The sequence below is a fragment of the Salipiger bermudensis genome, from assembly GCF_017309175.1.
Classification (GTDB): Bacteria; Pseudomonadota; Alphaproteobacteria; order Rhodobacterales; family Rhodobacteraceae; genus Salipiger; species Salipiger bermudensis.
Map to the genome: position 1 here is coordinate 228,464 of NZ_JAEKJV010000002.1, position 25,719 is coordinate 254,182.

Here is a 25,719-nt window from a genome sequence, read left to right on the forward strand (position 1 = left end):
CGTCAACCGCTCATAGCGCGGCCTCGCGCCGTTTCGGCGCGGTAAGGGACATGTCGCCGTTTCGGAGCGGTGAGGGACATGTCGCCATTTCGGCGCGGTAAGCGATCCGTTGCGCTCAGAGCGCGGTGAAGGACATGTTCTGCGCCATGCCCCAGAGCGCGGTGACCAGGATCGAGATCAGGCCGATCACCTGGACCCAGAACCGGTGCGAGGCAAGCTTGCGCCGCAGCACCTCTCCGGAGAGCCCTTCGTCGCGGATCCTTGCCGCGGTGCCGATGCTCATCAGCCCGACCAGAGACATCGGGAAGGCCAGCAGGAACAGCGCCTGCGACAACTCGATCGCGTAGCCGAAGCCCGAGACCGCCAGCATCGACAGCAGCGCCGAGGCCAGCGCCACGCCCCAGACCCCGGCCTCCTCGGTGATGAAGAGGATGCGGTTGACGTTGATCCGGACCATGTCCTCGAGATCGCGCTCGGCCTGGCCGCCGTGACGGCGGGCGCGCATCACCATGTCGAAGGGCACGCCGAGGACCCAGTGGCTCGCGGTGGACCAGACCACCGCCAGCGCGATCCAGAACCACATGTTCGAGAACGAGCGCATGTCGATGGTTTCAAGAACGATCCGGTACCAATCCACTGAGTGCCTCGCAAAACCCGTTTTCCGCCTTCTAGCCCGCCTGCTCCCGCTTGCCCAGAGCCTGCCCGGCGCGCCGGGGAACGAAGCCCCGGCCTGTGCCCGCAGCGCCGCGCCGGGGGCCGGGCTGCGACGCGGGGTCCTCCCCGGCAGGTCTGGACAAGACCCCCGCCGGGAGTGCATTCGACTGGGATACCGCGCCGAAGACGCCGCCAACGACACCGAGGAACCGGACATGCTCCCCACCCAGGCCCCCTTTCCCGCCACCCGCCTGCGCCGGCTGCGCAAGTCCGCGGCGATCCGCGCCCTGACGGCGGAGACCTCCCTGAGCCCGGCCGATTTCATCTGGCCGGTCTTCGTGCGCGAGGGCGAGGGCGTGGTCGAGCCGGTGGGCTCGATGCCCGGGGTCAACCGCCTCTCGGTCGACAAGGTGGTCGAGGCGGCGCGCGAGGCCCATGCGCTTGGCATCCCGGCGATCTGCCTGTTTCCCTACACCCCCGAGGCGCTGAAGACCGAGGATTGCGCCGAGGCCTGGAACCCCGAAAACCTGTCCAACCGCGCCACCCGGGCGATCAAGGACGCGCTGCCGGAGATGGCGGTGATGACCGACGTGGCGCTCGACCCCTACAATGCCAGCGGTCATGACGGGTTCGAACGCGATGGCGAGATCGTCAATGACGAAACCGTCGAGGCGCTGGTGAAGCAGGCGCTGAGCCAGGCCCGCGCTGGCGCCGACATGATCGGCCCCTCGGACATGATGGACGGCCGCATCGGCGCGATGCGCGCGGCGCTGGAAGCGGAGGGCTTCCGCAATACGCTGCTGCTGTCCTACTCCGCCAAGTACGCCTCGGCCTTCTATGGCCCGTTCCGAGACGCGGTAGGGGCGTCCGGAGCGCTCAAGGGCGACAAGAGCAGCTACCAGATGATGGCGGGCAACTCCGACGAGGCGATGCGGCTGATCGAGCGCGACCTCTCGGAAGGGGCGGACATGGTGATGGTCAAGCCCGGCATGCCCTATCTCGACATCTGTCGCCGCGCCAAGGAGATGTTCGGCGCGCCGACCTTCGCCTACCAGGTGTCGGGCGAATACGCGATGCTGGCCGGCGCCGCCGAGCGCGGCTGGCTCGACCATGACCGGGTGATGCTCGAAAGCCTGATCGCGTTCAAGCGCGCCGGCTGTGACGGGGTGCTGACCTATTTCGCCCCGGCAGCGGCCCGGCTTCTGAACGGCTGAGAGGCGGAATGCCGCAAGCGCCCCCGGCACAGGGCGCTTGCGTCGTGACAGCCCTGCATTTGACGCGTATAACCTCGACAAGTAGACCGGCGGGACAGCCGGACCAGAGGCATCGGCAAGACAGGATACCAGCAGACACATGATGATGACCCGACGCAGCTTCACCCTCGGACTGGCGGCGCTGCCGCTTCTCGCCGCCTGCGGCAACGGCATTGGCGGCTCGGGCGCGGCCACGATCGACGCCCGCGTGGACAGCACGCTGAGCCAGATGTACTCGCAGTTCCCCGGCACCATCGACCTCGGCCAGAAGGCCGCCGGCATGCTGGTGATGCCGCTGGTGACGGAGGCCGGGCTCGGCGTCGGCGGCGCCTACGGGCGCGGCGCATTGCGCGTCGGCGGCGCCACGGTGGATTACTACTCGATGGTGCGCGGCTCCGGCGGACTGCAGATCGGCGCCCAGCAATACGCCCACGTGCTGTTCTTCATGACCGACGACGCGCTCAACAACTTCCGCCGCTCGCCAGGCTGGGCCGCCGGGGCGAATGTCGAGTACGCGACCCCGGAACGCGGCGACACGCTGGCGGCCGAGACGACGACCTCGCTCTCGCCGGTGATCGCGGTGATCTTCGGCCAGTCCGGGCTGCGCCTCGGTGCGACGCTCGAAGGTACGAAATACACCCGCATCATTCCCTGATCCCGGCATCGCTCCTGGACCACTGGGCGCAAGGGGGGCTGTCTGCCCCCCTCTTCGCATGCGCGAATTCACCCCCCGAAGGTATTTTCGAACCAAAGAAGCGCCGGCGTTGGAAAGGGTTGATTAACCTTAACGCGCTATTCCCGACGGGCGGTACAGGCGGAGGCGCCGATGACCGCAACCGGAGAAGCCCCTCGTCCCTCGTGGCGAGGGGTGACCGGAAAACGCAGCCCCCGCCTCTTGTCCGGTTTTCAAATACCTCGGGGTGAATTCCGCCGGCGTGCCGGTGGAAGAGGGGCAGCGCCCCTCCCCTCTTCAGCCAGGCCGTGCTGCATCAGTGGTAATGGAACTCACCCACCACCTGTCGCCACTCGCCCGAGGACAGCATCTTGCGGTGGGTGAAGCGGATCGAGTGCAGCGGGCCCTCGATCTCGTCCTGCCAGAACTCGACGAACTTGAAGAGCCGCGGATGGTCCGGGGCGAGATCGTACTCCTGCCAGAGGAACGTGTTGAGAACGTTCCGGTAATCGGGCATGCGGTAGAAGATTTCCGCGGTGGTCAGGCCATAGCCCTTGAGCATCAGTTCGGTCGGTGTTTCCTGCATCGCTTTACCTCGGCTTTTTTCCGTGTTTAAAGCGTGCCGCGACACTCATCTTTTTTCAATTAAAACAGTTTGTTAGCAGGTCATTGCAGTGGCTGCCAGATTTGTCGCGCCGGCGCCATTGCGCCCCATATCCTGCATCTGATATAAGCCTCTCTCACAAGATATAGCATAATAACGGACAGGCGAGCATCGTGACCGACACGCCGGAACCCCCTGAAAACGATGAGGAAATGAGCGGACCCGAGCGCCCCTCCTACGGTGGCCCCGCGATCTCCATCATCGACGAGATGAAGTCGAGCTATCTCGATTACGCCATGAGCGTGATCGTGAGCCGCGCGATCCCGGATCTGCGCGACGGGTTGAAGCCCGTGCATCGACGCATCCTCTACACGCTCTGGGAGAACGGGCAGACCAAGTCCAAGCCCTACCGCAAGTGCGCCACCGCCGTGGGCGACGTCATGGGCCGCTACCACCCGCATGGCGACTCGGCGGTCTATGACGCGCTGGTCCGGATGGCGCAGGATTTCTCCATGTCGCTGCCGCTGATCGACGGTCAGGGCAATTTCGGCTCCATGGATGGCGACCCGCCCGCGGCATACCGTTACACGGAATCGCGGCTCGAGCGCACTGCAGAGGCGCTGCTCGAGGATATCGACAAGGACACGGTCGATTTCGTCCCGAACTACGCCAACGAGCGCAACGAGCCGGTGGTGCTGCCCGCCCGCTATCCCAACGTGCTGGTCAACGGCGCCGAGGGCATCGCGGTCGGCATGGCCACGCGCATCCCCCCGCACAACCTCGGCGAGGTGATCGACGCGACGCTGGCGCTGATCGAGAACCCCGATCTCAGCTCGGAGCAGCTGATCGAGTACATCCCCGCCCCGGATTTCCCCACAGGCGGCGTCATCCTCGGCCGGTCCGGGGCTCGCAAGGCCTATCTCGAGGGCCGCGGTTCGGTGATCATCCGTGCCAAGACTCGTATCGAGGAGATCAAGCGCGATCGCTATGCCATCGTCATCGACGAGATTCCCTACCAGGTGAACAAGGCGACGATGATCGAGCGCATCGCGGAATCGGTGCGCGACAAGAAGATCGAGGGCATCGCCCACGTGCAGGATGAATCCGACCGCTCGGGCGTGCGCGTGGTGATCGAGCTCAAGCGCGACGCCACCGCCGAGGTGGTGCTCAACCAGCTCTACCGCTTCACACCGATGCAGGTCAGCTTCGGCTGCAACATGCTGGCGCTGAACGGCGGCAAGCCCGAGCAGCTCACCCTGCGCACTTTCCTCACCGCCTTCCTCGACTTCCGCGAGGACGTGGTGGCGCGGCGCACCGCCTACCTGCTGCGCAAGGCCCGCGAGCGCAGCCACATCCTCTGTGGTCTCGCCGTGGCGGTGGCCAATGTCGACGAGGTGGTGGCCACCATCCGCGCCTCTGTCGATGCCTCCGAGGCGCGCGAGAAGCTGATGACCCGGCGCTGGCCGGCGCATGAGATCGCGCCCTACATCCAGCTGATCGACGACCCGACCCACAAGATGAACGAGGACGGCACCTACAACCTGTCGGAAACGCAGGCCCGCGCCATCCTCGAGCTGCGCCTGCAGCGCCTCACCCAGCTTGGCGTCAAGGAGGTCACCGACGAGCTCGAGGAGCTGGCCGGCAAGATCAAGGAATACCTCGAGATCCTCGGCTCGCGCGAACGCATCATGGAGATCATCTCGAACGAGATGACCGCCGTGCGCGACCAGTTCGCGGTGCCGCGCCGCACCGAGATCGTCGACTGGGCCGGCGACATGGACGACGAGGACCTGATCGAACGCTCGGACATGGTCGTCACCGTGACGCAGTCGGGCTACATCAAGCGCACGCCGCTGGCCGACTACCGCTCGCAGAAGCGCGGCGGCAAGGGTCTGTCGGGCGGCGGGCTCAAGGAAGACGACGTCGTCACCCAGCTCTTCGTGGCCAACACCCACACGCAGCTGCTGTTCTTCACCACCGCGGGGATGGTCTACAAGCTCAAGTGCTGGCGCCTGCCGCAGGGCGGACGCACCTCGAAGGGCAAGGCCATCGTCAACATCCTGCCGATCCCGCAGGGCGTGTCGGTGGCAGCGATCATGCCGGTCGACCGCCCCGAAGAGGACTGGGATGATCTGCAGATCGTCTTCGCCACCTCCAAGGGCTCGGTGCGCCGCAACCGGCTGTCGGATTTCACCAACGTCATGCGAAACGGCAAGATCGCGATGAAGTTCGAGGGCGACGACGAGGCGACCCGCCTGATCAACGCCCGGATCTGCTCGGAAGACGACGACGTGATGCTGGTCACCAATTCCGGCCGCGCCATCCGCTTCCCCGTGCCGGACGTGCGGGTGTTCAACTCGCGCAACTCCACCGGCGTGCGCGGCGTGAAGCTCGCAAACGGCGACGAGGTCGTGTCGATGTCGGTGATCCGGCACTTCGAGGCCGAGTCGGATGAGCGCGCCTCCTATCTCAAGATGCGCCGCGCCATGGCCGGCCTTGCGGATGATGCCGAGGCGGCCTCGGATGACGACGAGGGCAACGCCGACAGCCTGCTCTCGGCCGAGCGCTATGCCGAGATGTCGGCGGCGGAGAACCTGCTGCTGACGATCACCGCGAAGGGTCTTGGCAAACTGTCGTCTAGCCATGACTACCCGATCCGCGGCCGCGGCGGCATGGGCGTCACCGCGTGGGAGAAATCCATGCGCGGCGGCGAGATCGTCGCCTCCTTCCCGGTCGAGATGGAAGACCAGATCATGCTCGCCACCTCCACCGGCCAGTCGATCCGCGTCCCGGTCGAGGGCATCTCGTTCCGCTCGCGCAGCGCCGGCGGCGTGAAGGTGTTCAACACCCGCGAGGGCGAGACCGTGGTCTCGGTGGCCTGGATCGCCGATCAGGGCGATGAGGACGAGGGCGAAGGCGAGGCCGGGGAAGGCTGAGCTTTCCGGCAATCGCCGTGGTTTCTGACCTCCCGGCCGGGGTTCTGGCCGGGAGGTTTCTTTTTTGAGTATTTGGAACGTAGAGAAGATCAGGGCGTGGTACGGGGGCGGCTTGCGGGTCTGTTCGTCGTGAGCGGTTTGTAACCCCGGCGGGGGATTGGTGCCGTGCGCCCTTTCCTGAGGATCAGGGACTTAGAAAAGACGGGGCGGTTTGCGATCCGGCTCGCGCTCGCGGGAGGCGGCCATTTTGCTCTTGGAGGGGGCGCCGGGCGGCCCCATATTCGGGGTATGCTGAAGTTCACCCCGATCCTGCTCGCCATTCTCTACGCGCTCGCCATGTACCGGGTGTCAGTCTGGCGCACCACGAAGGAGCTCGACGCGAAGTCGACCGAGCTGGCCGACCCGCGGCTGAAGGCGCTGACCGATCGCATGGCGGCGGCGCTTGAGCTTCCGCGCATCCGGGTCAACATCTACGAGATCGAACCGGTCAACGGCCTCGCGGCGCCGGACGGGCGCATCTTCATCACCCGCGGCTTCTACAACCGCTATCGCGCCGGCGAGGTCTCGGCCGAGGAGATGGCCTCGGTGATCGCACATGAGCTGGGCCACGTGGCGCTGGGGCATTCGCGGCGGCGGATGATCGATTTCTCGGGCCAGAACGCGCTGCGCACCGCCATGGCGATGGTGCTGGGCCGCTTCCTGCCCGGCGTCGGCCCCTATCTCGCCACGGCGGCCATGAAGCTGCTGGCGGCGCGGCTGTCGCGCGGCGACGAGTACGAGGCCGACGCCTATGCCGCGGCCCTGCTGCACAAGTCCGGCATCGGCGTGGCGCCTCAGAAGACGCTTTTCACCAAGCTCGAGGCGCTGACAAACGCGCGCGGCGGCGTGCCCGCCTGGCTGATGTCGCACCCGAAGACCGAGGAGCGCATCGCCGCGCTGGAAAAGCTCGAGGCGCGCTGGGAGGCGGTCGGTCGGAGCTGATCACCCGTCAGGGAAGCAGGGCTTTCAACTGGAGCCGCTTCTCGGAGTCGTAATCATTGCTCAGCAGGACGCCCCGCACCGCACCCCAAGTCTCGGGCGGGAAGGCCTCGGGATCGACATCGGGCATCAGGAAGCGGATCGAGGCTTTTTCACCTTGGGTCAGCGGAACCGGGTCTCCGAAGGTCAGGGCAAGCTGCACCGGGGCCTCGGTCGTCAGGGGGGCCGCAGCTTCAGCGCGGCTCTCCGTGGTGGCTGCATCGGTCGGAAGCGCGGCCGCAGCGGCAGCCCCAAGACTGCAGGCGAGCGCGAGGATGGGGGTGAAGTTCTTTGCGGTCATAGCGTCCTCCATGGTCATCCCACGCGATCAGGTTAGCACCACCTATCCGAGAAGGAACGCATCCGCACGATCACAAAGACGTTCCCCCTGCTCGGCCGTGCCCACCCCGTCACGGCGAGAGATCCGGGACCGACAGTCCGGCGTAGCTGCGCAGGCGCGGCCGACTGTCCTTGACACCCCCTCCTCGCCCGGCCAAAAGACCCGCGCAACATAACCCGCAACCGGGCGTTCCGTGGGCGCCAAACCGACGAGGAGAGCCGCTATGGCCCAGATCTCTCTCACCTTTCCCGATGGCAACAAGCGCGAGTACGAGCAGGGCGTAACCCCCGCTGCGGTCGCCGAGTCGATCTCGAAATCGCTCTCGAAGAAGGCCATCTCCGCCATGGTCAACGGCCAGCACTGGGATCTTCAGTGGCCGATCGAGCAGGACGCGCAGATCGCCATCAACACGCTGCAGGACGAGGCCCCGGCGCTCGAGCTGATCCGCCACGACCTCGCCCACGTGATGGCGCGCGCCGTGCAGGAGATCTGGCCCGACACCAAGGTCACCATCGGCCCGGTCACCGAGCATGGCTGGTTCTACGATTTCGACCGCGCAGAGCCCTTCACGCCGGAGGATCTCGGCCAGATCGAGGCCAAGATGAAGGACATCATCAACGCCCGCGAGCCGGTCACCACGGAGATCTGGGAGCGCGACCGCGCCCGCGCCTTCTATGAAGAGAATGGCGAGCCCTACAAGGTCGAGCTGGTCGACCGCATTCCCGAGGGCGCGCCGATCCGCATGTACTGGCATGGCGGGTGGCAGGATCTCTGCCGAGGCCCGCACCTGCAGCATACCGGCCAGCTGCCGGCGGATTCGTTCAAGCTGATGGGCGTCTCGGGCGCCTACTGGTTCGGCGATGTGAATCGCCCGATGCTCCAGCGCGTCCAGGGCGTGGCCTTCCGCAACCGTAAGGATCTGCAGGGCTACCTCAACTTCCTCGAGGAGGCCGCCAAGCGCGACCACCGCAAGCTCGGCCGCGAAATGGACCTGTTCCACCTGCAGCCCGAGGCGCCGGGCCAGATCTTCTGGCACCCGAACGGCTGGACCATCTACACCTCGCTGCAGGATTACATGCGCCGCCAGCAGCACCGCGACGGCTATGTCGAGGTGAACACGCCGCAGGTGGTCGACCGCAAGCTCTGGGAAGCCTCGGGCCACTGGGACAACTACCAAGAGAACATGTTCATCGTCGAGGTCGATGAAGAGCATGCCCGCGAGAAGAGCATCAACGCGCTGAAGCCGATGAACTGCCCGTGCCACGTGCAGATCTTCAACTCGGGCCTCAAGTCCTACCGCGACCTGCCGCTGCGCATGGCCGAGTTCGGCTCGTGCAACCGCTACGAGCCCTCGGGCGCGCTGCACGGCATCATGCGGGTGCGCGGTTTCACCCAGGACGACGCGCATATCTTCTGCACCGATGACCAGATCGAGGCCGAGACCAAGAAGTTCATCGAGTTCCTCGCCGGCATCTATGCCGATCTTGGCTTCCACAACTGGACCATCAAGCTCTCGACCCGCCCCGAGAAGCGCATCGGCTCGGAAGAGAGCTGGGACCGCGTCGAAGCGGCGCTCGGGGATGCCTGCAAGGCAGCTGGCTACGGGTTCGAGCTGCAGGAGGGCGAAGGCGCCTTCTACGGCCCGAAGCTCGAGTTCACGCTGACCGACGCCATCGGGCGGGAATGGCAATGCGGCACGCTGCAGGTCGACCCCAACCTGCCCGACCGTCTCGATGCGAGCTATATCGGCCAGGACGGCGAGAAACATCGTCCGGTCATGCTGCACCGCGCCGTGCTTGGCTCCTTCGAGCGCTTCATCGGTATCCTGATCGAGGAACACGCCGGCAAGCTGCCGTTCTGGCTGGCCCCGCGTCAGGTGGTGGTGGCCTCGATCACCTCGGAGGCCGATGACTACGTGCACGAGGTCGTGGCCGAACTGAAAGCGGCAGGCGTGCGCGCCGAGGCCGACATCCGCAACGAGAAGATCAACTACAAGGTTCGCGAGCATTTGGTCGGCAAGGTGCCGGTGATCCTCGCTGTCGGCCACCGCGAGGTCGAGGAGCGCACCGTCACCGTGCGCCGCCTCGGCGAGAAGCAGACCAAGGTCGCGGCACTGGCCGAAATCACGCAGGAGCTGGGCGTCGAGGCGACGCCGCCGGATTTGCGCGGCTGAGCAGACAGACCGGCCCCGGGCGGCCTGGTTAAAACTGTAACAAATCTCACGCACGGCCCCCGCGATCATCGCGGGGGCCGCTTTCGTTGTAACAAAGGTCTAGCACGGGCCCTCTTTCCGTTACGGCATCTGAAACACTCAAATGGAATACCACGAAATTCCAGAGTGATACGTCTTGTGACACATCCTCCGCGCGCTGACGCCGCCTGACACACACGTGAGCCACGCGCCCGTGAGTGGGCCGTGGCGGCATGTCGCGGCACTGTTGAGAGGCCACCGGGAGACACCCGGACCGGCACCAACGGGACACCCAACAAGGGAAAATGATCATGTCGAAAACCATCAAGACCGCCGCCCTGCTCAGCGCCGTCGCCACCGCCGTCACCCTCACCGCGCACCAGGCCGCGGCGCAGGAGAAGGAGAAGTGCTTCGGTGTGGCGCTGGCCGGTCAGAACGATTGCGCCGCCGGCCCCGGCACCACCTGCGCCGGCACATCCAAGGTCGACTACCAGGGCAACGCGTGGAGCCTCGTCGACGAGGGCACCTGCATGGAAGTCATGCTGCCGGCGATGGCCGACGGCTCCGAGCGCATGGGCTCGCTCGAGGCGCTCGACCGCGACCTGCCCGAGATGTGAGGCCGCGCCGGGGCGGGCCACCTGCCCGCCCCGCACCTCTGGCCCAGGACAAGGACGGGACCCATGCACAGCTTCACCACCCTGCCCGCCGCGCCCGGCGTCGGCTACAAGCCCCAGCACTATGCCGAGATCCTCGCCGGTGCCGGCCCGATCGGCTGGCTCGAGATCCACGCCGAGAACTACATGGGCGATGGCGGCCGCCCGCTGGCGCAATTGCGCGCGCTGGCCGAGCGCTTTCCGATCTCGGTGCACGGGGTCGGCCTGTCGATCGGCGGCGAGGGCCGCCTTGACGCCGAGCACCTCGCCCGGCTGAAGCACCTCGTGGGCTGGCTGAACCCGGCCAGCTTTTCCGAGCATCTCGCCTGGTCGACCCATGACAGCGCCTTTCTCAACGATCTGCTGCCGCTGCCCTACACGAACGCCACGCTTGACCGCGTCGTCGCGCATGTCGACGAGGTGCAGGACACGCTTGGCCGGCAGATGCTGCTCGAGAACCCGTCGAGCTATCTCGCCTTCTCCGAGAGCACATGGGACGAGCCCGACTTCCTGCGCGAGATCGCAAGGCGGACCGGGTGCGGCCTCCTGCTCGACGTCAACAACGTCTTCGTCTCGGCGACCAATCTCGGCTTCACGCCGCAGGCCTATATCGAGGGCTTCGCGCTCGATCAGGTCGGCGAGATCCATCTTGGCGGCCATGACGAGGACGAAGACGACCATGGTGCGCCGCTGCTGATCGACAGCCACGGCCGCGAGGTTGCCGACCCGGTCTGGGCGCTTCTGGGTCACACGCTGGTACGCTCCGGGCCGAAACCTCTGCTGATCGAATGGGACACCGATGTTCCGGCCTGGCCTGTGCTGGCCGAGGAGGCCCGCAGGGCCGAGGAGGCGCTGGCCCGGCTGGCGGTCGCCGCATGAGCCAGCAGGCCTTCCACCACGCGCTGCTCGATCCCGCGCGCCCGGTGCCCGACGGGCTTACCGACGGGGCGGGTCACCCGGCCGGGCGGCGCTATGCGGTCTATCGCAACAATGTCGCGGTCTCGCTGACCGAAGCGCTCATAACCGGCTTTCCCGCCTGCGCGGCATTGCTTGGCGCGGACAACATGAGCCGCATCGCCGGGCGCTTCCTGCGCCAGCACCCGCCGGCAAGCCCGCTGATGATCCACTGGGGCGCCGCTTTCCCGGCCTTTCTCGACGGGCTCGACGGGCTCGGTCGACTGCCCTTCCTGTCGGATGTCGCCCGGCTCGAGCTGGCGCTGCGCCGCGCCTATCACGCTGCCGATGCCACGCCGGTCGCCCCCGACGCCCTGCTCTCGATCCCCGAGGACAGGCTCGGCCTTGCCCGTCTGCGGCTGGCGCCAAGCGTCCAGATCGTGAAATCCCGCTGGCCGGTGGCCGAGATCCGCGCCTATGCGCTTGGCCTCGGCCCTGCCCCAACGAGCGGCGCGCTGGAGATCGCCGTTCTGCGCCCGGATTACGACCCGGAGCCGCACGTGCTGCCCCCGCAGGGCCACGCCTTCCTCGCGGCGCTTCAGGCCAACATGCCGCTCGCCGCCGCCGTCACCCAATGCGGACCCGGCTTCGATCCCGCCCCCTGCCTCGCGCTGCTGCTGGGTCACGGCGCCATCACGGAGATCCTGACATGATCCGGCTGATCCCGCTCTACCGTCGCGCCACGAGCCGCCTCGAGCCACTGACCGAAGGTTTGCTGCCACTCCTCGCCCGCCTGACCTTTGCTGCAACGCTGGTAGGCTATTTCTGGGCCTCGGCACGTACCAAGCTGGGCGACGGCCTGCTCGGTTTCCTGAGACCTTCGACAGGCGCCTATGCGCAGATCTGGCCGCGCCAGTTCGAGGCGGTGGGCTATGACGCGAGCCAGCTTGGAGTGCTGCACTGGGCCGTCACCGTGGCCGGGACGTGGGCGGAATTCCTGCTGCCGCTCCTGATCGTGCTGGGGCTTGCCACGCGGCTCGCTGCGCTTGGCATGATCGGTTTCGTCTCCATGCAGAGCCTCACTGACCTTTATGGTCATGGCGGCATCGCGCATCCCGAAACGCTGGGCGCGTGGTTCGACCGCATCCCGGACGCACCGATCCTCGACCAGCGGATCTTCTGGATGCTGCTCCTCATCACGCTGGTGCTGAAGGGCGGCGGCTGGCTGGCGCTCGACCGGTTGGTTGCGCGCCGCCTTGCCCCACCTCCCCAACCAGCATGACCCTCAGGCGCTCAGGCCGAGCGCGCCCTGCGTGGCCTTGTCCCACCCCAGATACATCTGATCACCGTCGACGATCAGCGGGCGCTTCATCAGCGCCGGATGGGCCGCGAGCAGCGCAAGCGGCGGCGTCGCACGCTCGTCCTCAGAGAGCCCGCGCCACGTGGTCGACCGCGTGTTCAGCAGCTTGTCGCCAAACCGCGAATGCGCCTCCACCATCACCTCGTCGGGCACGCCATCGGCCCGCACATCGACCAACTCGGCCTGCGGCAAAGCCTTCATCGCCTTCCGGCAGGTGTCGCAATTTTTCAGCCCGTAGATCCGCATCTCGCCTTCTCCTTCGTCTTGCGGCGAGAAATTATCGCCGATCGCTGCGAGAGCGAAGCGTTTCGCTTGATTTTTGTCAGACCTGTGCAACGCTTTGTTTCGTGACCTTCGATGATCAGCACCGAAAGCACGGCATTATAAGCTGACTTTCGGCCTGAAAGGCGGATGTGACGGGGCGCCCGGGCCAGGCCGGGCAACAACATTTGACGACTGGAAGGAGCACGGGAACATGCCGAGTGGCACCGTGAAATGGTTTAACACGACAAAAGGCTACGGCTTCATTGCGCCGGAAGAGGGCGGAAAAGACGTTTTTGTTCATATTTCAGCGGTCGAGCGGTCCGGTCTCACGGGACTCGCGGACAACCAGAAGGTGAGCTACGATCTCAAGGAAGGACGCGACGGCCGCATGATGGCGTCGGACCTCAAACCCCTCTGATTTTTCTATAAAATATCGCCTCGGCCCTGATGCGGGCCGGGTGCGTTTCCGAAACGCGGAGCTACTGCGTCTGAAGCTTGTGTGCCTCCTGTCCGGCCAGTCGGATCAGGTCGGCCATGTATGGCTTTTCGAGATCATCGCTCCGGGTCGCGGCATAGAGCGTGCGGGTCAGCCCATGCTCGGTGAGCGGGCGCGTGACATAATCCGAGTTGTATTTCACCTCGCGCACGACCCAGTCGGGCAGCACCGAGACACCGCGGTTCGACGCCACCAGAAGGAGAATCACCGCCGTCAGTTCAACCTGACGAATCACGGCGGGTTCGACCTTGGCCGGGCTCAGAAGTTGCGAGAAGATATCGAGCCGCGCCCGGTCCACCGGGTAGGTGATCAGCGTCTCACCGCGGAAATCCGTCGCATCGATGAAGGGCTTTTCCGCCAGCGGGTGCGACGCCGCGGCCACGAAGACCGGGCTGTAATCGAAGAGCGGCGTGAAAGTGACGTCGGGGAGAGCCTCCGGGTCGGAGGAGATCACCACATCCACATCCTCCTTCTGCAACGCCGGCAGCGCGTCGAAGGCGAGGCCCGGCCGGATGTCGACATCGACATCCGGCCAGCTCTTGCGAAACGCCTCGAGCACCGGGAACAGCCATTCGAAACAGGCGTGACACTCGATGGCGATATGAAGCCGGCCCGAGCGCCCTGCCCTGAGCCCCGCGAACTCGGCCTGCGCGGCCTCGACCTGCGGCAGGACCTGCTCGGCCAGCCGCAACAGCCGCATGCCCGCCGCCGACAGCCGCATCGGCTTTGACCGCCGCACGAAAAGCTCGATCCCGGCCTGTTCTTCCAAGCCCTTGATCTGGTGGCTCAAAGCCGATTGCGTGATGTTCAGCTGGTCGGCCGCGCGGGCCAGACTGCCCGCCTCATGCACCGCCTTGATCGTGCGGAGATGACGGAACTCAATGTGCATCCTATCGTTTCACTCATGTTGTTCTTGAGATTTATGAGTTTGTCTCACATTGCGGTATGTGCGACAAGCCTCGCAACAAAAGAGGATCCCGGCAATGCAACGCCCCGACATCTCATTCGAGTTCTTTCCGCCCCGCAACATCGAGGCGACCTTCCGCCTGTGGGACACGGTTCAATCGCTGGCCCCGCTGGACCCGCGCTTCGTCTCGGTCACCTATGGTGCCGGCGGCACCACCCGTGAGCTGACCCGCGACGTGGTCGCCACGCTGCACAAGCATTCCGGCCTGAAGGTCGCGGCGCACCTGACCTGCGTCGACGCCACCAAGTCCGAGACGCTGGCCATCGCCGAGCAGTTCAATGCCGCAGGTGTCAGCGACATCGTCGCCCTGCGCGGCGACCCGCCGAAGGGCGCCACCGGCTTCACGCCGCACGAGGATGGCTTTTCCAGCTCGGTCGAGCTGATCGAGGCGCTGCGCGAGGCGGGCGATTTCAACATCCGCGTCGGCGCCTACCCCGACATCCATCCCGAGGCTGCCTCGGGTCAGGCCGACGTGGACTGGCTCAAGCGCAAGCTCGATGCCGGTGCCTCCGAGGCGCTGACCCAGTTCTTCTTCGAGGCCGAGACCTTCTTCCGCTTCCGCGATGCCTGCGAGAAAGCCGGCATCGACAAGCCGATCGTGCCGGGCATCCTGCCGATCGAGAACTGGAAAGGTGCGCGCCGCTTCGCCGAGTCCTGCGGCACCAAGATCCCCGCCTGGGTGATCGAGGCCTTCGAGAAGGCCGAGCGCGACGGCCGTCAGGATCTGCTCGCCACCTCGATCTGCACCGAGCTCTGCTCGGAGCTGCTCGACGGCGGGGTCGACAAGCTGCATTTCTACACGCTCAATCGCCCCGAGCTGACCCGCGATGTCTGCTTCGCGCTCGGCGTCACGCCCGAGACCAAGCTCGAGCACGTCGCCTGAGACGCCCTGGACGGGCGTGGCTGACGGGTCATGACGGCGGAAAGATGATCGTCGCCGGCAACAGTTCCGCATGTTGCCGGCAACCTGCCGTAATCGTGCCAATTTGAGAAGTTAGACCACACACCGTATCAACGGAGTGTGTTTCCAATGCGTGTATTTTTCTCGAATTTCTATCGACTCGCCCACCGGACCGCCGGCGTTTATGCCGGGATCGCGACGCTGGGCTTTTTTGTCAGCGTGCCGTCGCAGGTTGCGGCCGGGCGGCATGTCATCATTCCCATTGTCATTTCCCTCGTCGCCATCGCCGCCGCCGCGGTTCTCACGCGGCCAACGCTGCTGCCCCACTGGCTGTCACAACGATTCTCGCGACCGGGGGCGGTCATCGACCTGCTTCCTGTGTTGCTTGGCAACGCGCTGTTGCCGCTGCTCTTCATCGTCCCGTGCATGGGGCTGGTGATGGCGCTCGGCCTGTCCGAGGATCTCACCCGCCAAATCGCGATCCTGTCCGCCTCGATCCCGTTCATGCTGCTCGGAATCAGCTGGTGGGTCGGGCTGGTCCTTTGCCTCTGGCCGAAGCGCGTCGATCCCGACGACCGCGACGGCGATTTCGTGCAGCTCCTGTCGCAATCGCTGCCAATGTTGCGCCGCCAGCGCGGGGTCTGATGCTGCGCTGTTTCGTCACCCTGACGCTACGACACAGGAACGCTTTGAAAAGAGGCGGTTAATTCGCCTCTTACACAAACTTCACCGAAGAAAGTCGCGCCAGCTGTTCCCTCTCCCGTCGCAATCCGGTTACGCTCCGGAGAAACGACGAGGGATGATCGGCAGGTGCGGCTAATCGTTTTCACGGATCTGGACGGCACGCTGCTGGACCACGGCGATTACAGCTACAGCGCCGCCATGCCTGCGCTGCAAGCGCTACGGGCGCAAGACATCCCCCTGATCCTCGCAAGCTCCAAGACCGCCGCCGAGATCGCACCGCTGCATGCGGAACTGAGCCTCGGAGACTGGCCGATCATCGTCGAGAACGGCGCCCAGCGTGTCACCCCCGGGGCCAACATGCACGACCGCAGCGCCTACGAGCGGCTGCGCGGGGTGCTCTTTGAGCTGCCAACGGAGTTGCGCGCGCCCTATCGCGGCTTCGGAGACATGACCGACCAGGAGGTCGCAGAGATCACCGGCCTGCCGCCCGAAGGCGCGCGGCTGGCGCGTCTGCGCAACTTCACCGAGCCGGGCGTGTGGAGCGGCGACGACGCCGGCCTGACCGCCTTCCTCGCGGCGCTCGACGCCAGGGGCGTCGCCGCGCGGCGCGGCGGGCGCTTCCTGACACTCTCTTTCGGCGGCACCAAGGCGCAACAGATGGCCGGGATCATGGCCGATCTCGGCCGCGACACCGCCATCGCGCTCGGCGACGCGCCCAATGACACCGAAATGCTGGAGACCGCCGATTACGGCGTCATCATCCGCAACGATCACGGCCAGGGCATTCCCGCCCTGCCCGGGGAAACCACAGGCACCATCATCCGCAGCGAAGCGCCCGGACCCGCAGGCTGGAACGCCTGCGTGCTGACGCTTCTCGACAGGCTCGGATACAGCAAGAGAGCAGACCGACATGGCTGACTTCCAGCAGAACGGCAACATCGCCCAGTTCCACAACCTGCGCTCGCGCCCGACCGAGGAGATGATCTACGAGCTCGAGACCTTCGCGCAGAGCCGCAAGATCTCGCTGATCCTGCCCTCGCTGTTCTCCGAGCTCGAAGGCGATGCCCTGCCCAACATCCTGCAGGAGTTGAAGCAGGTCACCTACCTGCATCGCATCATCGTGGGCCTCGACCGCGCCGACGAGGCCCAGTACCGCCACGCGCGGCAGTTCTTTTCGGTGCTGCCGCAGCAGACCACTGTGATCTGGAACGACAGCCCGCGCATGTTGCAGATCATGGGCCGGCTCGAGGCGCTGGGGCTCGCCCCGCAGGAGCCGGGCAAGGGCAAGAACGTCTGGGGCTGCATGGGCTACCTGATCTCCTGCGCCGACAGCTCGGTGATGGCGATCCACGATTGCGACATCGTCACCTACAAGCGCGAGATGCTCGACCGGCTGGTCTATCCGGTGGCCAACCCGACCTTCCCCTACCAGCTCTCCAAGGGCTTCTACCCGCGGGTCGGCAACAACAAGCTCAACGGCCGGGTGACGCGGCTGCTGGTCTCGCCGCTCTTGATCGCGCTCAAGCGCACCATCGGCGACCGAGACTACATCGACTACCTGCGCGCCTTCCGCTACCCGCTCTCGGGCGAGATGGCGCTGCGCACCGGCCTGCTGCCCGACCTGCGCATCCCCTCGGACTGGGGGCTCGAGATCGGGGTGCTCTCGGAGGCGTGGCGCAACCTCGGACCGCGCCAGGTCTGCCAGGTCGAGATCGCCGACCAGTACGATCACAAGCATCAGGATCTTTCCGCCGAGGACGCCTCTCAGGGGCTGTCGCGCATGTCGACCGACATCTGCAAGGCGATCTATCGCAAGCTCGCCGCCGACGGCACCGTGTTCACCCCGCACGTGTTCCGCACGCTCAAGGCCACCTATTACCGCTCGGCGCTCGACCTGCTCGAGGCCTACTGGGCCGATGCCAAGATGAACGGCCTGACCATCGACCGCCATGCCGAGGAGCAGAGCATCGAGATGTTCGGTGAGAACATCACCCGCGCCGGCCAGCTGTTCATCGAGAACCCGCAGGAGACGCCCTTCATCCCGACTTGGAACCGCGTGCATTCCGCCGACCCGACGCTGCTGAGCGATTTCCGGGCGGCGGTGGCGGCGGATCAGGAAGAATACGGCAGCGACTGACGCCGCGTGATGTTAGCGCCCTACACCCCGCCGGGGAAACGTGCTAACGCGTGGCCAACGCCCTTGGAACCAGGAGATCCGACCATGATCACCCCCGCCGCCGCCAGCCTCGAGTCCGAGAAGCTCTGCCGCCTCGCCCCGGTAATCCCGGTGCTCGTCATCGACGATGTCGCCCATGCCGCACCGCTGGCTCAGGCGCTGGTCAAGGGCGGCCTGCCGGTGCTGGAAGTGACCCTGCGCACCCCCTGCGCACTCGAGGCCATCGCCGAGATGGCAAAGGTCGAGGGCGGCGTGGTCGGCGCGGGCACGCTGCTGACCCCGGACGACGTCAAGAAGGCGGTCGATGCCGGCGCCAAGTTCGGCGTCTCGCCGGGCGCCACCGACAAGCTGCTCGACGCCTGCGAAGAGGCCGACCTGCCGCTGCTGCCGGGGGCTGCCAGCGCCTCGGAGGCGATGGCCTTGCTCGAGCGCGGCTACACGGTGCAGAAGTTCTTCCCGGCCGAGGCCTCTGGCGGCGCCAAGGCGCTGAAGGCCATCGGCGCGCCGCTGCCGCAGGTGCGGTTCTGCCCCACGGGCGGCATCAGCATGGGCAACATCGCCGACTATCTCGGCCTGTCGAACGTGCTGTGCTGCGGCGGAAGCTGGGTCGCCCCCAAGGACAAGATGCTCTCGGGTGACTGGGACGCCATCTCCACGCTGGCCGCCGAGGCCGCGGCCCTGCCGCGCAGCTGAGCCAAAGCCGTCAAGGGTGGGCCGAAGCACCGGCCCACCCCGACCTGCTAGCCGATCATGCCGCCACCGCTGGCGTTGAGATCGTCATAGAACCGGTGCAGCCGCTGCAGGGCGATGCGCAGCACGATCTTGCCCGAGCGCGCCGACCAGCCCATGCGCTTCTCGGTCACCTCGAGCCCTTCTAGATAGCAGCAGCATTGCAGCGCCACATCGCCAAGGCCGGGCCCCAGTTCGCGCAGCGCTGCGGTAAGCCGGGCACGCGCCGCCTCGGGTCCACGCGGCACGTCGCGCGTCACACCCCGATCGACGCCGGCGGTCAGAAACTGGTCCCAGTTCTGCGCCACCCGCGGCCCCATCTGGGCCAGCTCGAAATCCTCGCGCAGGCGCTCACCGGCGCGCACCAGATCATCCGGCAGGAACGGCGCGCCGTCCTTGTCGCGCCGCCGCGCCAGCAGCGCCAGCGGCGCCTCGTGCATCAGGTTGCGCCGGCGCGCCTTGGGGTCGTCTTCCTCGGCCTGCATCGCCGCCTCGGCGGCGCGGCCGCTGTCGAACCCGGCCTGCGCCTCGGCAAAGCCGCGCAGCTTGGTCTCCTGCTCGGCCACCAGCCGTCCCAGCGCCGCGCGCCCGCCCGAGGTGATGCGATAGCGCGAGATCCGCCCCGGCGCATCGCAGGCGATCCAGCCCTTCAGCGCCATGGCCTGAGCGATCGGCGCATCGACCACCGCCGTTCGGGTCGAGCCCCCCTCTCCGGTGTCGCGCACCACGACGCCCTTGTCCATTTCCGCCGCGACGGCGAGCACCGCGCCACTTTCGCAGAGCCTGCGCAGCACCCGACGTGCCTCGCGCGCCAGCTTGACCTCGTCCGGGGCCGGCTCGTTGCCGGACATTTCGTTCATCGGCCCGAACTCCTTCGTGACGTGTGCTGCCATTTCCGGGGAGCGCATCGCACCGAGACGGCGCAGCGCGCCATCCACCAGCGGGTCGTCCCGGAGCGTCTCCATCCGCCGGACCTGCCGCAGGACGGTCGAGGCGTGACACCCCGCATCCCGCGCCAGCTTGCGGATGGCCTCGCCGCCCACCGTGTGGGCAAGATAGTGCTTGGCATCGTCCGGCACCCATGCCGGAAAGCTCGGTCCAACAGCTTTTTCTCCACTGTAAAAGTTCATGGTAAGTCCCCTCGGTCCTTAATTTTATCCACAGATTTTTCCCCAGACCGGACCCAAATTCAGCGCGTTCAAGTTACCTGAACGTTAACAATTTTGCCGAACATCAAAAATTATCCACATTCCATAAACAATTATTAAGTGAGCGGCCTTCCGCTAGGGTTGTGCCGCAACACCCGGATTTCACATGGCATGGTTGGGCCTTCCACTTCCGAAGGACCGACCGATGCACGATCTCACCAGCCTCCTGCACAGCCTCCACCGCCCCCGACTGCTGATCCGGGCCGCACGCATCGCCGCAGAGGAGTATCGTCGCGACCCGCATCTGGCGCGCGTGCTCGGGGCGCCGACGCCGGGACATCGCGGCGCCGCGCTGCTGCAGCTTCTCGAGATCGAGGGCTTGATGGACGAACGCAGAAAGGCGCGCGACGGGGCCTATTCCGTCGCGCGCCATGTGGAAACGCTGGCCGCAGTGATCGGCGAGGCGCGCCTTATGGCGCGGACGGAAAACCGCCTTACATGAAGCTGTCGGGCATGCTCGCCTTCTTGGCTGCCACGAAAGCGTCGAGCGCCTCGGCGGTGGCCGGGTCCATGCTGGGCTGCTCGTAACTGGCAAGAAGCTTGCGCACCCGCTCAGAGGCCAGCGTCAGCGTGTCGCGTCCGCCTTCCTCGATCCAGGTCTCGAACGGCTTGTAGTCGAACAGCTCGGAGCGCCAGAACGCAGTCTTGAAATGCGCCTGGGTGTGGGCACAGCCAAGGTAGTGCCCGCCCGGTCCGACCTCACGGAGCGCATCCATCGCCTGCGCGCTTTCGTCGACCGCGACGCCCGCGGCCATCTTGTGCAGCGCGCCGAGCTGGTCGGCATCCATGACGAACTTCTCGTAGGACGCGACCAGCCCACCCTCCAGCCAGCCGCAGGCATGCAGCATGAAGTTCACCCCGGCGAGCAGCCCGTTGTTGAGCGTGTTCGCGGTCTCGTAGGCGGCCTGCGCGTCGGGCAGCTTGGAGCCGCAGAACGACCCGGCCGAACGGAACGGCAGGCCCAGCCTCCGTGCCAGTTGCCCGGCGCCATAGGTGATCTGCGCCGCCTCGGGGGTGCCGAAGGTGGGTGCGCCCGAGTTCATGTCGATCGAGGTCACGAAGGCCCCGAAGATCACCGGCGCGCCGGGACGCACCAGCTGCGAATAGGCCACGCCCGCGAGCCCCTCGGCAAGCACCTGCGTCAGCGTGCCCGCCACCGAAACCGGCGCCATCGCCCCGCCGACGATGAACGGCGAGATGATGCAGGCCTGGTTGTTGGCGGCATAGACCTCGAGCGCGCCCATCATCGTGTCGTCGAAGGTCAGCGGCGAGTTGATGTTGATCAGCGAGGTCATCACGGTGTTGTCCTGCACGAACTGCTCGCCGAAGAGCACGCCGCACATGTCGACGCTGTCCTGCGCCCGGCTCGGTTCGGTCACAGACCCCATGAAGGGCTTGTCCGAGAGCGTCATATGCGCGTGCAACATGTCGAGATGGCGCTTGTTCACCGGAACGTCGGTGGGCTCGCAGACGGTGCCGCCGGAATGATGCAGCCAGCGTGACATCTGGCCCAGCTTCACGAAGTTGCGGAAATCGTCGATCGTGGCATAGCGCCGTCCGCCCTCGGCATCATGCACGAAGGGCGGGCCGTAGACCGGGGCCAGCACGAGGTTACGGCCACCGATCTCGACAGTCTTCGCCGGGTTGCGGGCCACCTGTGTGAACCGCGACGGCGCGGTGGCGCAAAGCTTCCGCGCCAACCCGCGCGGGATGCGCACCCGCTCGCCGTCGATCTCGGCCCCGGCCTGACGCCAGCGCTCGAGCGCGCCGGGGTTGTTGACGAAGTTGACGCCGATCTCTTCCAGCACGGTCTCGGCATTGTGCTCGATGATCTGCAGCGCTTCCTCGTTGAGGATCTCGAGATCGGGGATGTTGCGCTCGATGTAGCGCGCCGTCTCGACCACCGCCGAGCCCCGTGCCGCCCGTCGCGCCGCACCACCGCCGCTTCTGCCCCGTTTCCGCGTCGTCGCCTCGACCATGATGTTCTTCCCCGCGTGAATCCGGGCGCCTCCCTGCGCCCAAGGTTCCCTTTTCTTACCCGTCGGCCCGGGCCGAGGGATGCGTGATTGCGGCGGATGGCGTGGAAATGCGACATCTCGCCGGTACAAACGCGTCCTCACTGGACCGTCACGGCCACGCGCGTCTCCGGTCACCACCTATTAACACATTTGGCACATAGCTTTTTCCGGGGGCGCATCGAAGACGGCGCAGGACGCCGGGCTAAGGGTGGACAAATGCCGAGCAAAGAACAGCTCGCAACGCTGGCCGACTGGCTGGGTGACGCAGAAAACGGCGACGATATCGTGCAAATTCATGCGCTTCCCGAGCTGAGCTCGGCCGAGATCGGGGCGCTCGCCCATCTCTATCGCAGCGAGGTCTATCGCTGCAGCGTCTGGCGCACCCGTCTCGACACCACGACCAACTGGGCCGTGGTCACGCTGGGCGTGGCGCTGTCGATCTCCTACGCCTCGCCCGATGCCTCGCCGCTGCCGCTGGTCCTGATCGGCATCCTGAACCTGTTCTTCCTGACGCTCGAAGCCCGCCGCTATCGCTACTGCGACAGCTGGCGCACCCGGTTTCGACGCATGGAAAAGAACTTCTACGCGCCGATGCTCAATCCAGCGCAGACGCGCAGCCGCCATTGCTGGCGGCAGATGATGGCGCAGGACTACATGCATCCGGTGTTCCACATCTCCTACCTGCACGCACTGGGGCGCCGCATCCGGCGCAGCTATCTCTGGATCATGCTGATCCAGCTGATCGCCTTTCTGGGCAAAATCGCCGTCCACCCCACGCCGGTCTCCTCGTTTGACGAGGCGCTGCACCGGGCCGATGTCGGGGGCATCCCGGGGGAAGCGATCTTCGCCGGAGGCGCGCTCTACATGACGAGCTTTTGCGCCCTGGCGATATACAGCGCGCTCGAAGACCGGCGAAGTCTTCGCAAGCACAACCTGGCATTGCCGGATGCGGTCTACTGACCTCGGGTCCCGAGAGGGGGTTTGACCAGCCGGATCACGAGTGCAAAACTCCGCCTCAGGGAGCGGCGCCCAAGCGCCGAGCGGAGCGGAGGACCAACCTATCGACAGCAAGGCCAGCGGCGCGCCCACGCCGCGCAAGGATCTCGACGCCGCCGAGATGGGGGCCATCGCCCACCTCTATCGCGGTGAAGTCTATCGCAGCACCATCTGGCGCACCCGCCTCGACACGACGACGAACTGGGCGGTGGTGACCCTCGGCGTTGCCCTGTCGATCTCATTTGCATCGCCCGAGGCCTCGCCGATCCCACTCGTTCTGGTCGGCATCCTGATCGTGTTCTTCCTGTTCCTCGAAGCGCGCCGCTACCGCTACTTCAACGTCTGGCGGGCCCGGGCGCGCTGGATGGAGACGCATTTCTACGCCCCGATGCTGGCCGAGGGCGACCTTCACCTCGAGGAGGACTGGCAGCGCGTTCTGGCCAACGACTACCTGAGGCCGCGCTACCACGTCCCGCTGATGGTCGCGATGGGCCGCCGCATCCGCCGCAACTATTTCTGGATCCTGCTGATCCAGACGCTTGCCTTTGCCGGCAAGATCGCCGTGCATCCGACCCCGGCCGCCTCCGTCGACGAGGCGATCCGCCGCGCCGATATCGGCCCGCTGCCCGGTGAGCTGATCGCCGCCATGGGCGCGCTCTACGTGCTGGCCTTCGGCGCCATCGCGCTCTGGAGCAAGCGCGACGACCTCGCGCGCTCGCGCAGTCGCGGTCGGGCGAAATCCGACTCCATGGGTTAACTCTGTGGGTTAACCCTGCGGTTAACTTTTCCTTCCCAGAATCGGTAAAACTGCCTAGAAGCTGCGCCAGATCAAGGTGAGTGTCACAAAATTTTTGCAATCTTGAGTCGCATCACCCCTTTCCGAGGATCTCAAAAATGGAAGCTTCTACGCAGAACGACCCGCAGCCGGCCCCCCTGTTCGACTTCGTCATGGAAGCGTCGATCGGTTCAGCCATCGCAGCCTTCGTTCTGACCCAGTCGCTTCCAATCACCGTGGCGGCGCTCTGCGTCGTCTGGCTCGCGGGCATGGTGCTGGTGGATCCGTTCCACGACTGAGCCCGTGGCCTCTTGCGCAATGCGCAAAGCGCTTCTAAAGCGTGGCCATGACCCAGCATGACCGCCTCCTCATCATCGATTTCGGCTCGCAGGTGACGCAGCTGATCGCGCGCCGCCTGCGCGAGCTGAACGTCTATTGCGAAATCCATCCCTATCAGAACGTCTCCGACGCCTTCCTGAAGGAGTTCGCCCCGAAGGCGATCATCTTCTCCGGCGGCCCGGACAGCGTCACCCGCGACGGCTCGCCGCGCCCGCCCAAGGCGGCCTACGAGCTTGGCGTGCCGATCCTCGGGATCTGCTACGGCCAGCAGGTGATGATGCAGGACCTCGGTGGTCGCATCGAGGCGGGGGAAAGCCACACCGCCGAGTTCGGCCGCGCCTACGTGACGCCGACCGAGCACAGCACCGAGTTCTTCAACGGCTGGTTCCTCGACGCCACCGGGCGCGAGCAGGTCTGGATGAGCCACGGCGACCACGTGGCCGAGATCGCCCCCGGCTTCGACGTCTACGGCACCTCGCCCGGCGCGCCCTTCGCGATGATCGCCGATCTCGAGCGCCGCTTCTACGCGGTTCAGTTCCACCCCGAGGTGCATCACACCCCGAACGGTGCGACGCTCTACGAGAACTTCGTCAAGATCGCGGGCTTCACCGGCGACTGGACGATGACCGCCTACCGCGAAGAAATGATCGCCAAGATCCGCGAGCAGGTCGGCGACAAGCAGGTGATCTGCGCGCTTTCGGGCGGCGTCGACAGCTCGGTCACCGGCATCCTGCTGCACGAGGCCATCGGCGACCAGCTGACCTGCGTCTTCGTCGATCACGGCCTGCTGCGCCTCAACGAGGCCGAGCAGGTGGTGTCGATGTTCCGCGACAACTACAACCTCAACCTCATCCATGCCGATGAGTCCGAGCTCTTCCTTGGCGCGCTCGAGGGCGTCTCGGACCCCGAGATCAAGCGCAAGACCATCGGCAAGCTGTTCATCGACGTGTTCCAGAAATACGCCGACCAGATCGAGGGCGCCGAGTTCCTCGCGCAGGGCACCCTCTATCCCGACGTGATCGAGAGCGTTTCGTTCTCCGGCGGCCCCTCGGTCACCATCAAGTCGCACCACAACGTGGGCGGCCTGCCCGAGAAGATGGGCCTCAAGCTGGTCGAACCCCTGCGCGAGCTGTTCAAGGACGAGGTGCGCGCACTGGGGCATGAGCTGGGCCTGCCCGCAAGCTTCATCGGCCGCCACCCGTTCCCCGGGCCGGGCCTCGCGATCCGCTGCCCCGGCGAGATCACCCGCGACAAGCTCGAGATCCTGCGCAAGGCGGACGCGGTCTATATCGACCAGATCCGCAAGCACGGGCTTTATGACGAGATCTGGCAGGCCTTCGCAGCCATCCTGCCGATGCGCACCGTGGGCGTGATGGGCGATGGCCGCACCTATGACTACGCTCTGGCGCTGCGCGCGGTGACCAGCGTCGACGGCATGACGGCGGATTACTACCCGTTCACCCACGAATTCCTCGGCGAGACCTCGACCCGGATCATCAACGAGGTGAAGGGCATCAACCGGGTGTTCTACGACTGCACCTCGAAGCCGCCGGGCACCATCGAACTCGAGTGACCGCACGCCGCGCGTGAC

General features: G+C 66.0%; 27 protein-coding genes. 20 read left to right on the forward strand and 7 right to left on the reverse strand.

Annotation, left to right across the window (positions count from 1 at the left end):
• Positions 1-115: 115 nt before the first annotated feature.
• Positions 116-637 carry a hypothetical protein gene (locus JF542_RS03840; protein WP_007800675.1) on the reverse strand — a complete coding sequence of 174 codons (522 nt, stop codon included), beginning with the start codon at positions 635-637 and terminating at the stop codon, positions 116-118.
• 232 nt (positions 638-869) lie between these two features.
• On the opposite strand from JF542_RS03840, the gene hemB reads away from it, so the two are divergent.
• Complete coding sequence (hemB, locus tag JF542_RS03845) at positions 870-1,868, forward strand: porphobilinogen synthase (protein WP_207074803.1); 999 nt, start codon at positions 870-872, stop codon at positions 1,866-1,868.
• A 139-nt stretch (positions 1,869-2,007) separates the two neighbouring features.
• Positions 2,008-2,562, forward strand: a complete 555-nt coding sequence (locus JF542_RS03850) for a lipid-binding SYLF domain-containing protein (protein ID WP_007800680.1) — start codon at positions 2,008-2,010, stop codon at positions 2,560-2,562.
• 334 nt (positions 2,563-2,896) lie between these two features.
• On the opposite strand, the gene JF542_RS03855 is transcribed toward JF542_RS03850, so the two are convergent.
• Positions 2,897-3,166 (reverse strand): usg protein, encoded by a 270-nt coding sequence (locus JF542_RS03855; RefSeq protein ID WP_007800683.1) that lies wholly within the window; start codon positions 3,164-3,166, stop codon positions 2,897-2,899.
• A 230-nt stretch (positions 3,167-3,396) separates the two neighbouring features.
• On the opposite strand from JF542_RS03855, the gene gyrA reads away from it, so the two are divergent.
• Both gyrA and JF542_RS03865 read left to right on the forward strand, forming a co-directional pair.
• Positions 3,397-6,120: a DNA gyrase subunit A gene (gyrA, locus tag JF542_RS03860; RefSeq protein ID WP_224886231.1), complete on the forward strand. Its 2,724-nt coding sequence runs from the start codon at positions 3,397-3,399 to the stop codon at positions 6,118-6,120.
• Between the two features lie 288 nt (positions 6,121-6,408).
• A complete protein-coding gene (locus JF542_RS03865) occupies positions 6,409-7,101 on the forward strand; it encodes a M48 family metalloprotease (protein ID WP_007800687.1) in 693 nt (230 codons plus the stop codon).
• 7 nt (positions 7,102-7,108) lie between these two features.
• On the opposite strand, the gene JF542_RS03870 is transcribed toward JF542_RS03865, so the two are convergent.
• Positions 7,109-7,438 carry a hypothetical protein gene (locus JF542_RS03870; protein WP_207074805.1) on the reverse strand — a complete coding sequence of 110 codons (330 nt, stop codon included), beginning with the start codon at positions 7,436-7,438 and terminating at the stop codon, positions 7,109-7,111.
• Positions 7,439-7,700: 262 nt separating this feature from the next.
• Here JF542_RS03870 and thrS point away from each other — a divergent pair, with 262 nt between their 5' ends.
• The 5 genes from thrS to JF542_RS03895 all read left to right on the forward strand — a co-directional run bounded on the left by thrS (position 7,701) and on the right by JF542_RS03895 (position 12,497).
• The gene (gene thrS / locus JF542_RS03875; protein WP_207074806.1) at positions 7,701-9,650 is read left to right on the forward strand and encodes a threonine--tRNA ligase; all 1,950 of its coding nucleotides are present in this window, start codon (positions 7,701-7,703) and stop codon (positions 9,648-9,650) included.
• A gap of 329 nt (positions 9,651-9,979) precedes the next feature.
• Positions 9,980-10,285: a BufA1 family periplasmic bufferin-type metallophore gene (locus JF542_RS03880; protein ID WP_040545480.1), complete on the forward strand. Its 306-nt coding sequence runs from the start codon at positions 9,980-9,982 to the stop codon at positions 10,283-10,285.
• Positions 10,286-10,348: 63 nt separating this feature from the next.
• A complete protein-coding gene (gene bufB / locus JF542_RS03885; RefSeq protein ID WP_207074807.1) occupies positions 10,349-11,200 on the forward strand; it encodes an MNIO family bufferin maturase in 852 nt (283 codons plus the stop codon).
• A complete protein-coding gene (locus tag JF542_RS03890; RefSeq protein WP_207074808.1) occupies positions 11,197-11,928 on the forward strand; it encodes an HvfC/BufC N-terminal domain-containing protein in 732 nt (243 codons plus the stop codon). The genes bufB and JF542_RS03890 overlap by 4 nt, the downstream gene beginning before the upstream one ends.
• On the forward strand, positions 11,925-12,497 hold the full coding sequence (locus tag JF542_RS03895; protein WP_207074809.1) for a DoxX family membrane protein: 573 nt from the start codon (positions 11,925-11,927) through the stop codon (positions 12,495-12,497). Before JF542_RS03890 ends, JF542_RS03895 begins: the two co-directional genes overlap by 4 nt.
• A 3-nt stretch (positions 12,498-12,500) precedes the next feature.
• Here JF542_RS03895 and JF542_RS03900 read toward each other — a convergent pair whose 3' ends face one another.
• Positions 12,501-12,821 carry an ArsC/Spx/MgsR family protein gene (locus JF542_RS03900; RefSeq protein ID WP_207074810.1) on the reverse strand — a complete coding sequence of 107 codons (321 nt, stop codon included), beginning with the start codon at positions 12,819-12,821 and terminating at the stop codon, positions 12,501-12,503.
• 229 nt (positions 12,822-13,050) lie between these two features.
• Between JF542_RS03900 and JF542_RS03905 the strand changes: the two genes are divergently transcribed.
• Entirely contained in the window at positions 13,051-13,257 is a 207-nt protein-coding gene (locus JF542_RS03905; RefSeq protein WP_007800702.1) for a cold-shock protein, read from the forward strand.
• A 61-nt stretch (positions 13,258-13,318) separates the two neighbouring features.
• Here the strand turns inward: JF542_RS03905 and JF542_RS03910 are convergent, their stop codons facing one another.
• Positions 13,319-14,224, reverse strand: coding sequence for a LysR family transcriptional regulator (locus tag JF542_RS03910; RefSeq protein WP_207074811.1), 906 nt, complete (start codon positions 14,222-14,224; stop codon positions 13,319-13,321).
• Positions 14,225-14,318: 94 nt separating this feature from the next.
• Between JF542_RS03910 and metF the strand changes: the two genes are divergently transcribed.
• The 5 genes from metF (at position 14,319) to JF542_RS03935 (ending at position 18,756) form a co-directional block, all read left to right on the forward strand.
• On the forward strand, positions 14,319-15,185 hold the full coding sequence (gene metF, locus JF542_RS03915) for a methylenetetrahydrofolate reductase [NAD(P)H] (protein WP_007800706.1): 867 nt from the start codon (positions 14,319-14,321) through the stop codon (positions 15,183-15,185).
• 147 nt (positions 15,186-15,332) lie between these two features.
• Positions 15,333-15,848, forward strand: coding sequence for a hypothetical protein (locus JF542_RS03920; RefSeq protein ID WP_207074812.1), 516 nt, complete (start codon positions 15,333-15,335; stop codon positions 15,846-15,848).
• Positions 15,849-16,013: 165 nt separating this feature from the next.
• Positions 16,014-16,805, forward strand: a complete 792-nt coding sequence (locus JF542_RS03925) for an HAD-IIB family hydrolase (protein ID WP_207074813.1) — start codon at positions 16,014-16,016, stop codon at positions 16,803-16,805.
• Positions 16,798-18,024 carry a glycosyltransferase family protein gene (locus JF542_RS03930; RefSeq protein WP_007800713.1) on the forward strand — a complete coding sequence of 409 codons (1,227 nt, stop codon included), beginning with the start codon at positions 16,798-16,800 and terminating at the stop codon, positions 18,022-18,024. Before JF542_RS03925 ends, JF542_RS03930 begins: the two co-directional genes overlap by 8 nt.
• Before the next feature lie 84 nt (positions 18,025-18,108).
• Complete coding sequence (locus JF542_RS03935) at positions 18,109-18,756, forward strand: bifunctional 4-hydroxy-2-oxoglutarate aldolase/2-dehydro-3-deoxy-phosphogluconate aldolase (RefSeq protein WP_207074814.1); 648 nt, start codon at positions 18,109-18,111, stop codon at positions 18,754-18,756.
• Positions 18,757-18,803: 47 nt separating this feature from the next.
• On the opposite strand, the gene JF542_RS03940 is transcribed toward JF542_RS03935, so the two are convergent.
• Positions 18,804-19,922: a DUF6456 domain-containing protein gene (locus JF542_RS03940; protein WP_207074815.1), complete on the reverse strand. Its 1,119-nt coding sequence runs from the start codon at positions 19,920-19,922 to the stop codon at positions 18,804-18,806.
• A 223-nt stretch (positions 19,923-20,145) separates the two neighbouring features.
• On the opposite strand from JF542_RS03940, the gene JF542_RS03945 reads away from it, so the two are divergent.
• The gene (locus JF542_RS03945) at positions 20,146-20,442 is read left to right on the forward strand and encodes a DUF6477 family protein (RefSeq protein WP_207074816.1); all 297 of its coding nucleotides are present in this window, start codon (positions 20,146-20,148) and stop codon (positions 20,440-20,442) included.
• Here JF542_RS03945 and JF542_RS03950 read toward each other — a convergent pair.
• Entirely contained in the window at positions 20,435-21,979 is a 1,545-nt protein-coding gene (locus JF542_RS03950) for a trimethylamine methyltransferase family protein (protein ID WP_007800721.1), read from the reverse strand. The two genes, JF542_RS03945 and JF542_RS03950, sit on opposite strands and share 8 nt — an antisense overlap.
• Positions 21,980-22,234: 255 nt before the next feature.
• On the opposite strand from JF542_RS03950, the gene JF542_RS03955 reads away from it, so the two are divergent.
• The 4 genes from JF542_RS03955 to guaA all read left to right on the forward strand — a co-directional run bounded on the left by JF542_RS03955 (position 22,235) and on the right by guaA (position 25,701).
• Complete coding sequence (locus JF542_RS03955) at positions 22,235-22,978, forward strand: DUF2270 domain-containing protein (RefSeq protein WP_207074817.1); 744 nt, start codon at positions 22,235-22,237, stop codon at positions 22,976-22,978.
• Positions 22,979-23,135: 157 nt separating this feature from the next.
• Complete coding sequence (locus JF542_RS03960) at positions 23,136-23,771, forward strand: DUF2270 domain-containing protein (protein ID WP_207074936.1); 636 nt, start codon at positions 23,136-23,138, stop codon at positions 23,769-23,771.
• A 137-nt stretch (positions 23,772-23,908) separates the two neighbouring features.
• Positions 23,909-24,088: a hypothetical protein gene (locus JF542_RS03965; RefSeq protein WP_007800730.1), complete on the forward strand. Its 180-nt coding sequence runs from the start codon at positions 23,909-23,911 to the stop codon at positions 24,086-24,088.
• A gap of 47 nt (positions 24,089-24,135) precedes the next feature.
• On the forward strand, positions 24,136-25,701 hold the full coding sequence (gene guaA / locus JF542_RS03970; RefSeq protein ID WP_207074818.1) for a glutamine-hydrolyzing GMP synthase: 1,566 nt from the start codon (positions 24,136-24,138) through the stop codon (positions 25,699-25,701).
• The last annotated feature ends 18 nt before the right edge of the window (positions 25,702-25,719 follow it).

Bases quoted from the DNA above. Each gene is read 5' to 3' on its own strand.
- JF542_RS03965 (WP_007800730.1), top strand. From the start codon at position 23,909: ATGGAAGCTTCTACGCAGAACGACCCGCAGCCGGCCCCCCTGTTCGAC.
- JF542_RS03895 (WP_207074809.1), top strand. From the start codon at position 11,925: ATGATCCGGCTGATCCCGCTCTACCGTCGCGCCACGAGCCGCCTCGAG.
- JF542_RS03905 (WP_007800702.1), top strand. From the start codon at position 13,051: ATGCCGAGTGGCACCGTGAAATGGTTTAACACGACAAAAGGCTACGGC.
- JF542_RS03890 (WP_207074808.1), top strand. From the start codon at position 11,197: ATGAGCCAGCAGGCCTTCCACCACGCGCTGCTCGATCCCGCGCGCCCG.
- JF542_RS03940 (WP_207074815.1), bottom strand. From the start codon at position 19,922: ATGAACTTTTACAGTGGAGAAAAAGCTGTTGGACCGAGCTTTCCGGCA.
- hemB (WP_207074803.1), top strand. From the start codon at position 870: ATGCTCCCCACCCAGGCCCCCTTTCCCGCCACCCGCCTGCGCCGGCTG.
- thrS (WP_207074806.1), top strand. From the start codon at position 7,701: ATGGCCCAGATCTCTCTCACCTTTCCCGATGGCAACAAGCGCGAGTAC.
- metF (WP_007800706.1), top strand. From the start codon at position 14,319: ATGCAACGCCCCGACATCTCATTCGAGTTCTTTCCGCCCCGCAACATC.
- JF542_RS03850 (WP_007800680.1), top strand. From the start codon at position 2,008: ATGATGATGACCCGACGCAGCTTCACCCTCGGACTGGCGGCGCTGCCG.
- JF542_RS03945 (WP_207074816.1), top strand. From the start codon at position 20,146: ATGCACGATCTCACCAGCCTCCTGCACAGCCTCCACCGCCCCCGACTG.
- JF542_RS03950 (WP_007800721.1), bottom strand. From the start codon at position 21,979: ATGGTCGAGGCGACGACGCGGAAACGGGGCAGAAGCGGCGGTGGTGCG.
- JF542_RS03855 (WP_007800683.1), bottom strand. From the start codon at position 3,166: ATGCAGGAAACACCGACCGAACTGATGCTCAAGGGCTATGGCCTGACC.
- gyrA (WP_224886231.1), top strand. From the start codon at position 3,397: ATGAGCGGACCCGAGCGCCCCTCCTACGGTGGCCCCGCGATCTCCATC.
- JF542_RS03865 (WP_007800687.1), top strand. From the start codon at position 6,409: ATGCTGAAGTTCACCCCGATCCTGCTCGCCATTCTCTACGCGCTCGCC.
- guaA (WP_207074818.1), top strand. From the start codon at position 24,136: ATGACCCAGCATGACCGCCTCCTCATCATCGATTTCGGCTCGCAGGTG.
- JF542_RS03930 (WP_007800713.1), top strand. From the start codon at position 16,798: ATGGCTGACTTCCAGCAGAACGGCAACATCGCCCAGTTCCACAACCTG.
- JF542_RS03900 (WP_207074810.1), bottom strand. From the start codon at position 12,821: ATGCGGATCTACGGGCTGAAAAATTGCGACACCTGCCGGAAGGCGATG.
- JF542_RS03880 (WP_040545480.1), top strand. From the start codon at position 9,980: ATGTCGAAAACCATCAAGACCGCCGCCCTGCTCAGCGCCGTCGCCACC.
- JF542_RS03870 (WP_207074805.1), bottom strand. From the start codon at position 7,438: ATGACCGCAAAGAACTTCACCCCCATCCTCGCGCTCGCCTGCAGTCTT.
- JF542_RS03960 (WP_207074936.1), top strand. From the start codon at position 23,136: ATGGGGGCCATCGCCCACCTCTATCGCGGTGAAGTCTATCGCAGCACC.
- JF542_RS03910 (WP_207074811.1), bottom strand. From the start codon at position 14,224: ATGCACATTGAGTTCCGTCATCTCCGCACGATCAAGGCGGTGCATGAG.
- JF542_RS03920 (WP_207074812.1), top strand. From the start codon at position 15,333: ATGCGTGTATTTTTCTCGAATTTCTATCGACTCGCCCACCGGACCGCC.
- JF542_RS03955 (WP_207074817.1), top strand. From the start codon at position 22,235: ATGCCGAGCAAAGAACAGCTCGCAACGCTGGCCGACTGGCTGGGTGAC.
- bufB (WP_207074807.1), top strand. From the start codon at position 10,349: ATGCACAGCTTCACCACCCTGCCCGCCGCGCCCGGCGTCGGCTACAAG.
- JF542_RS03935 (WP_207074814.1), top strand. From the start codon at position 18,109: ATGATCACCCCCGCCGCCGCCAGCCTCGAGTCCGAGAAGCTCTGCCGC.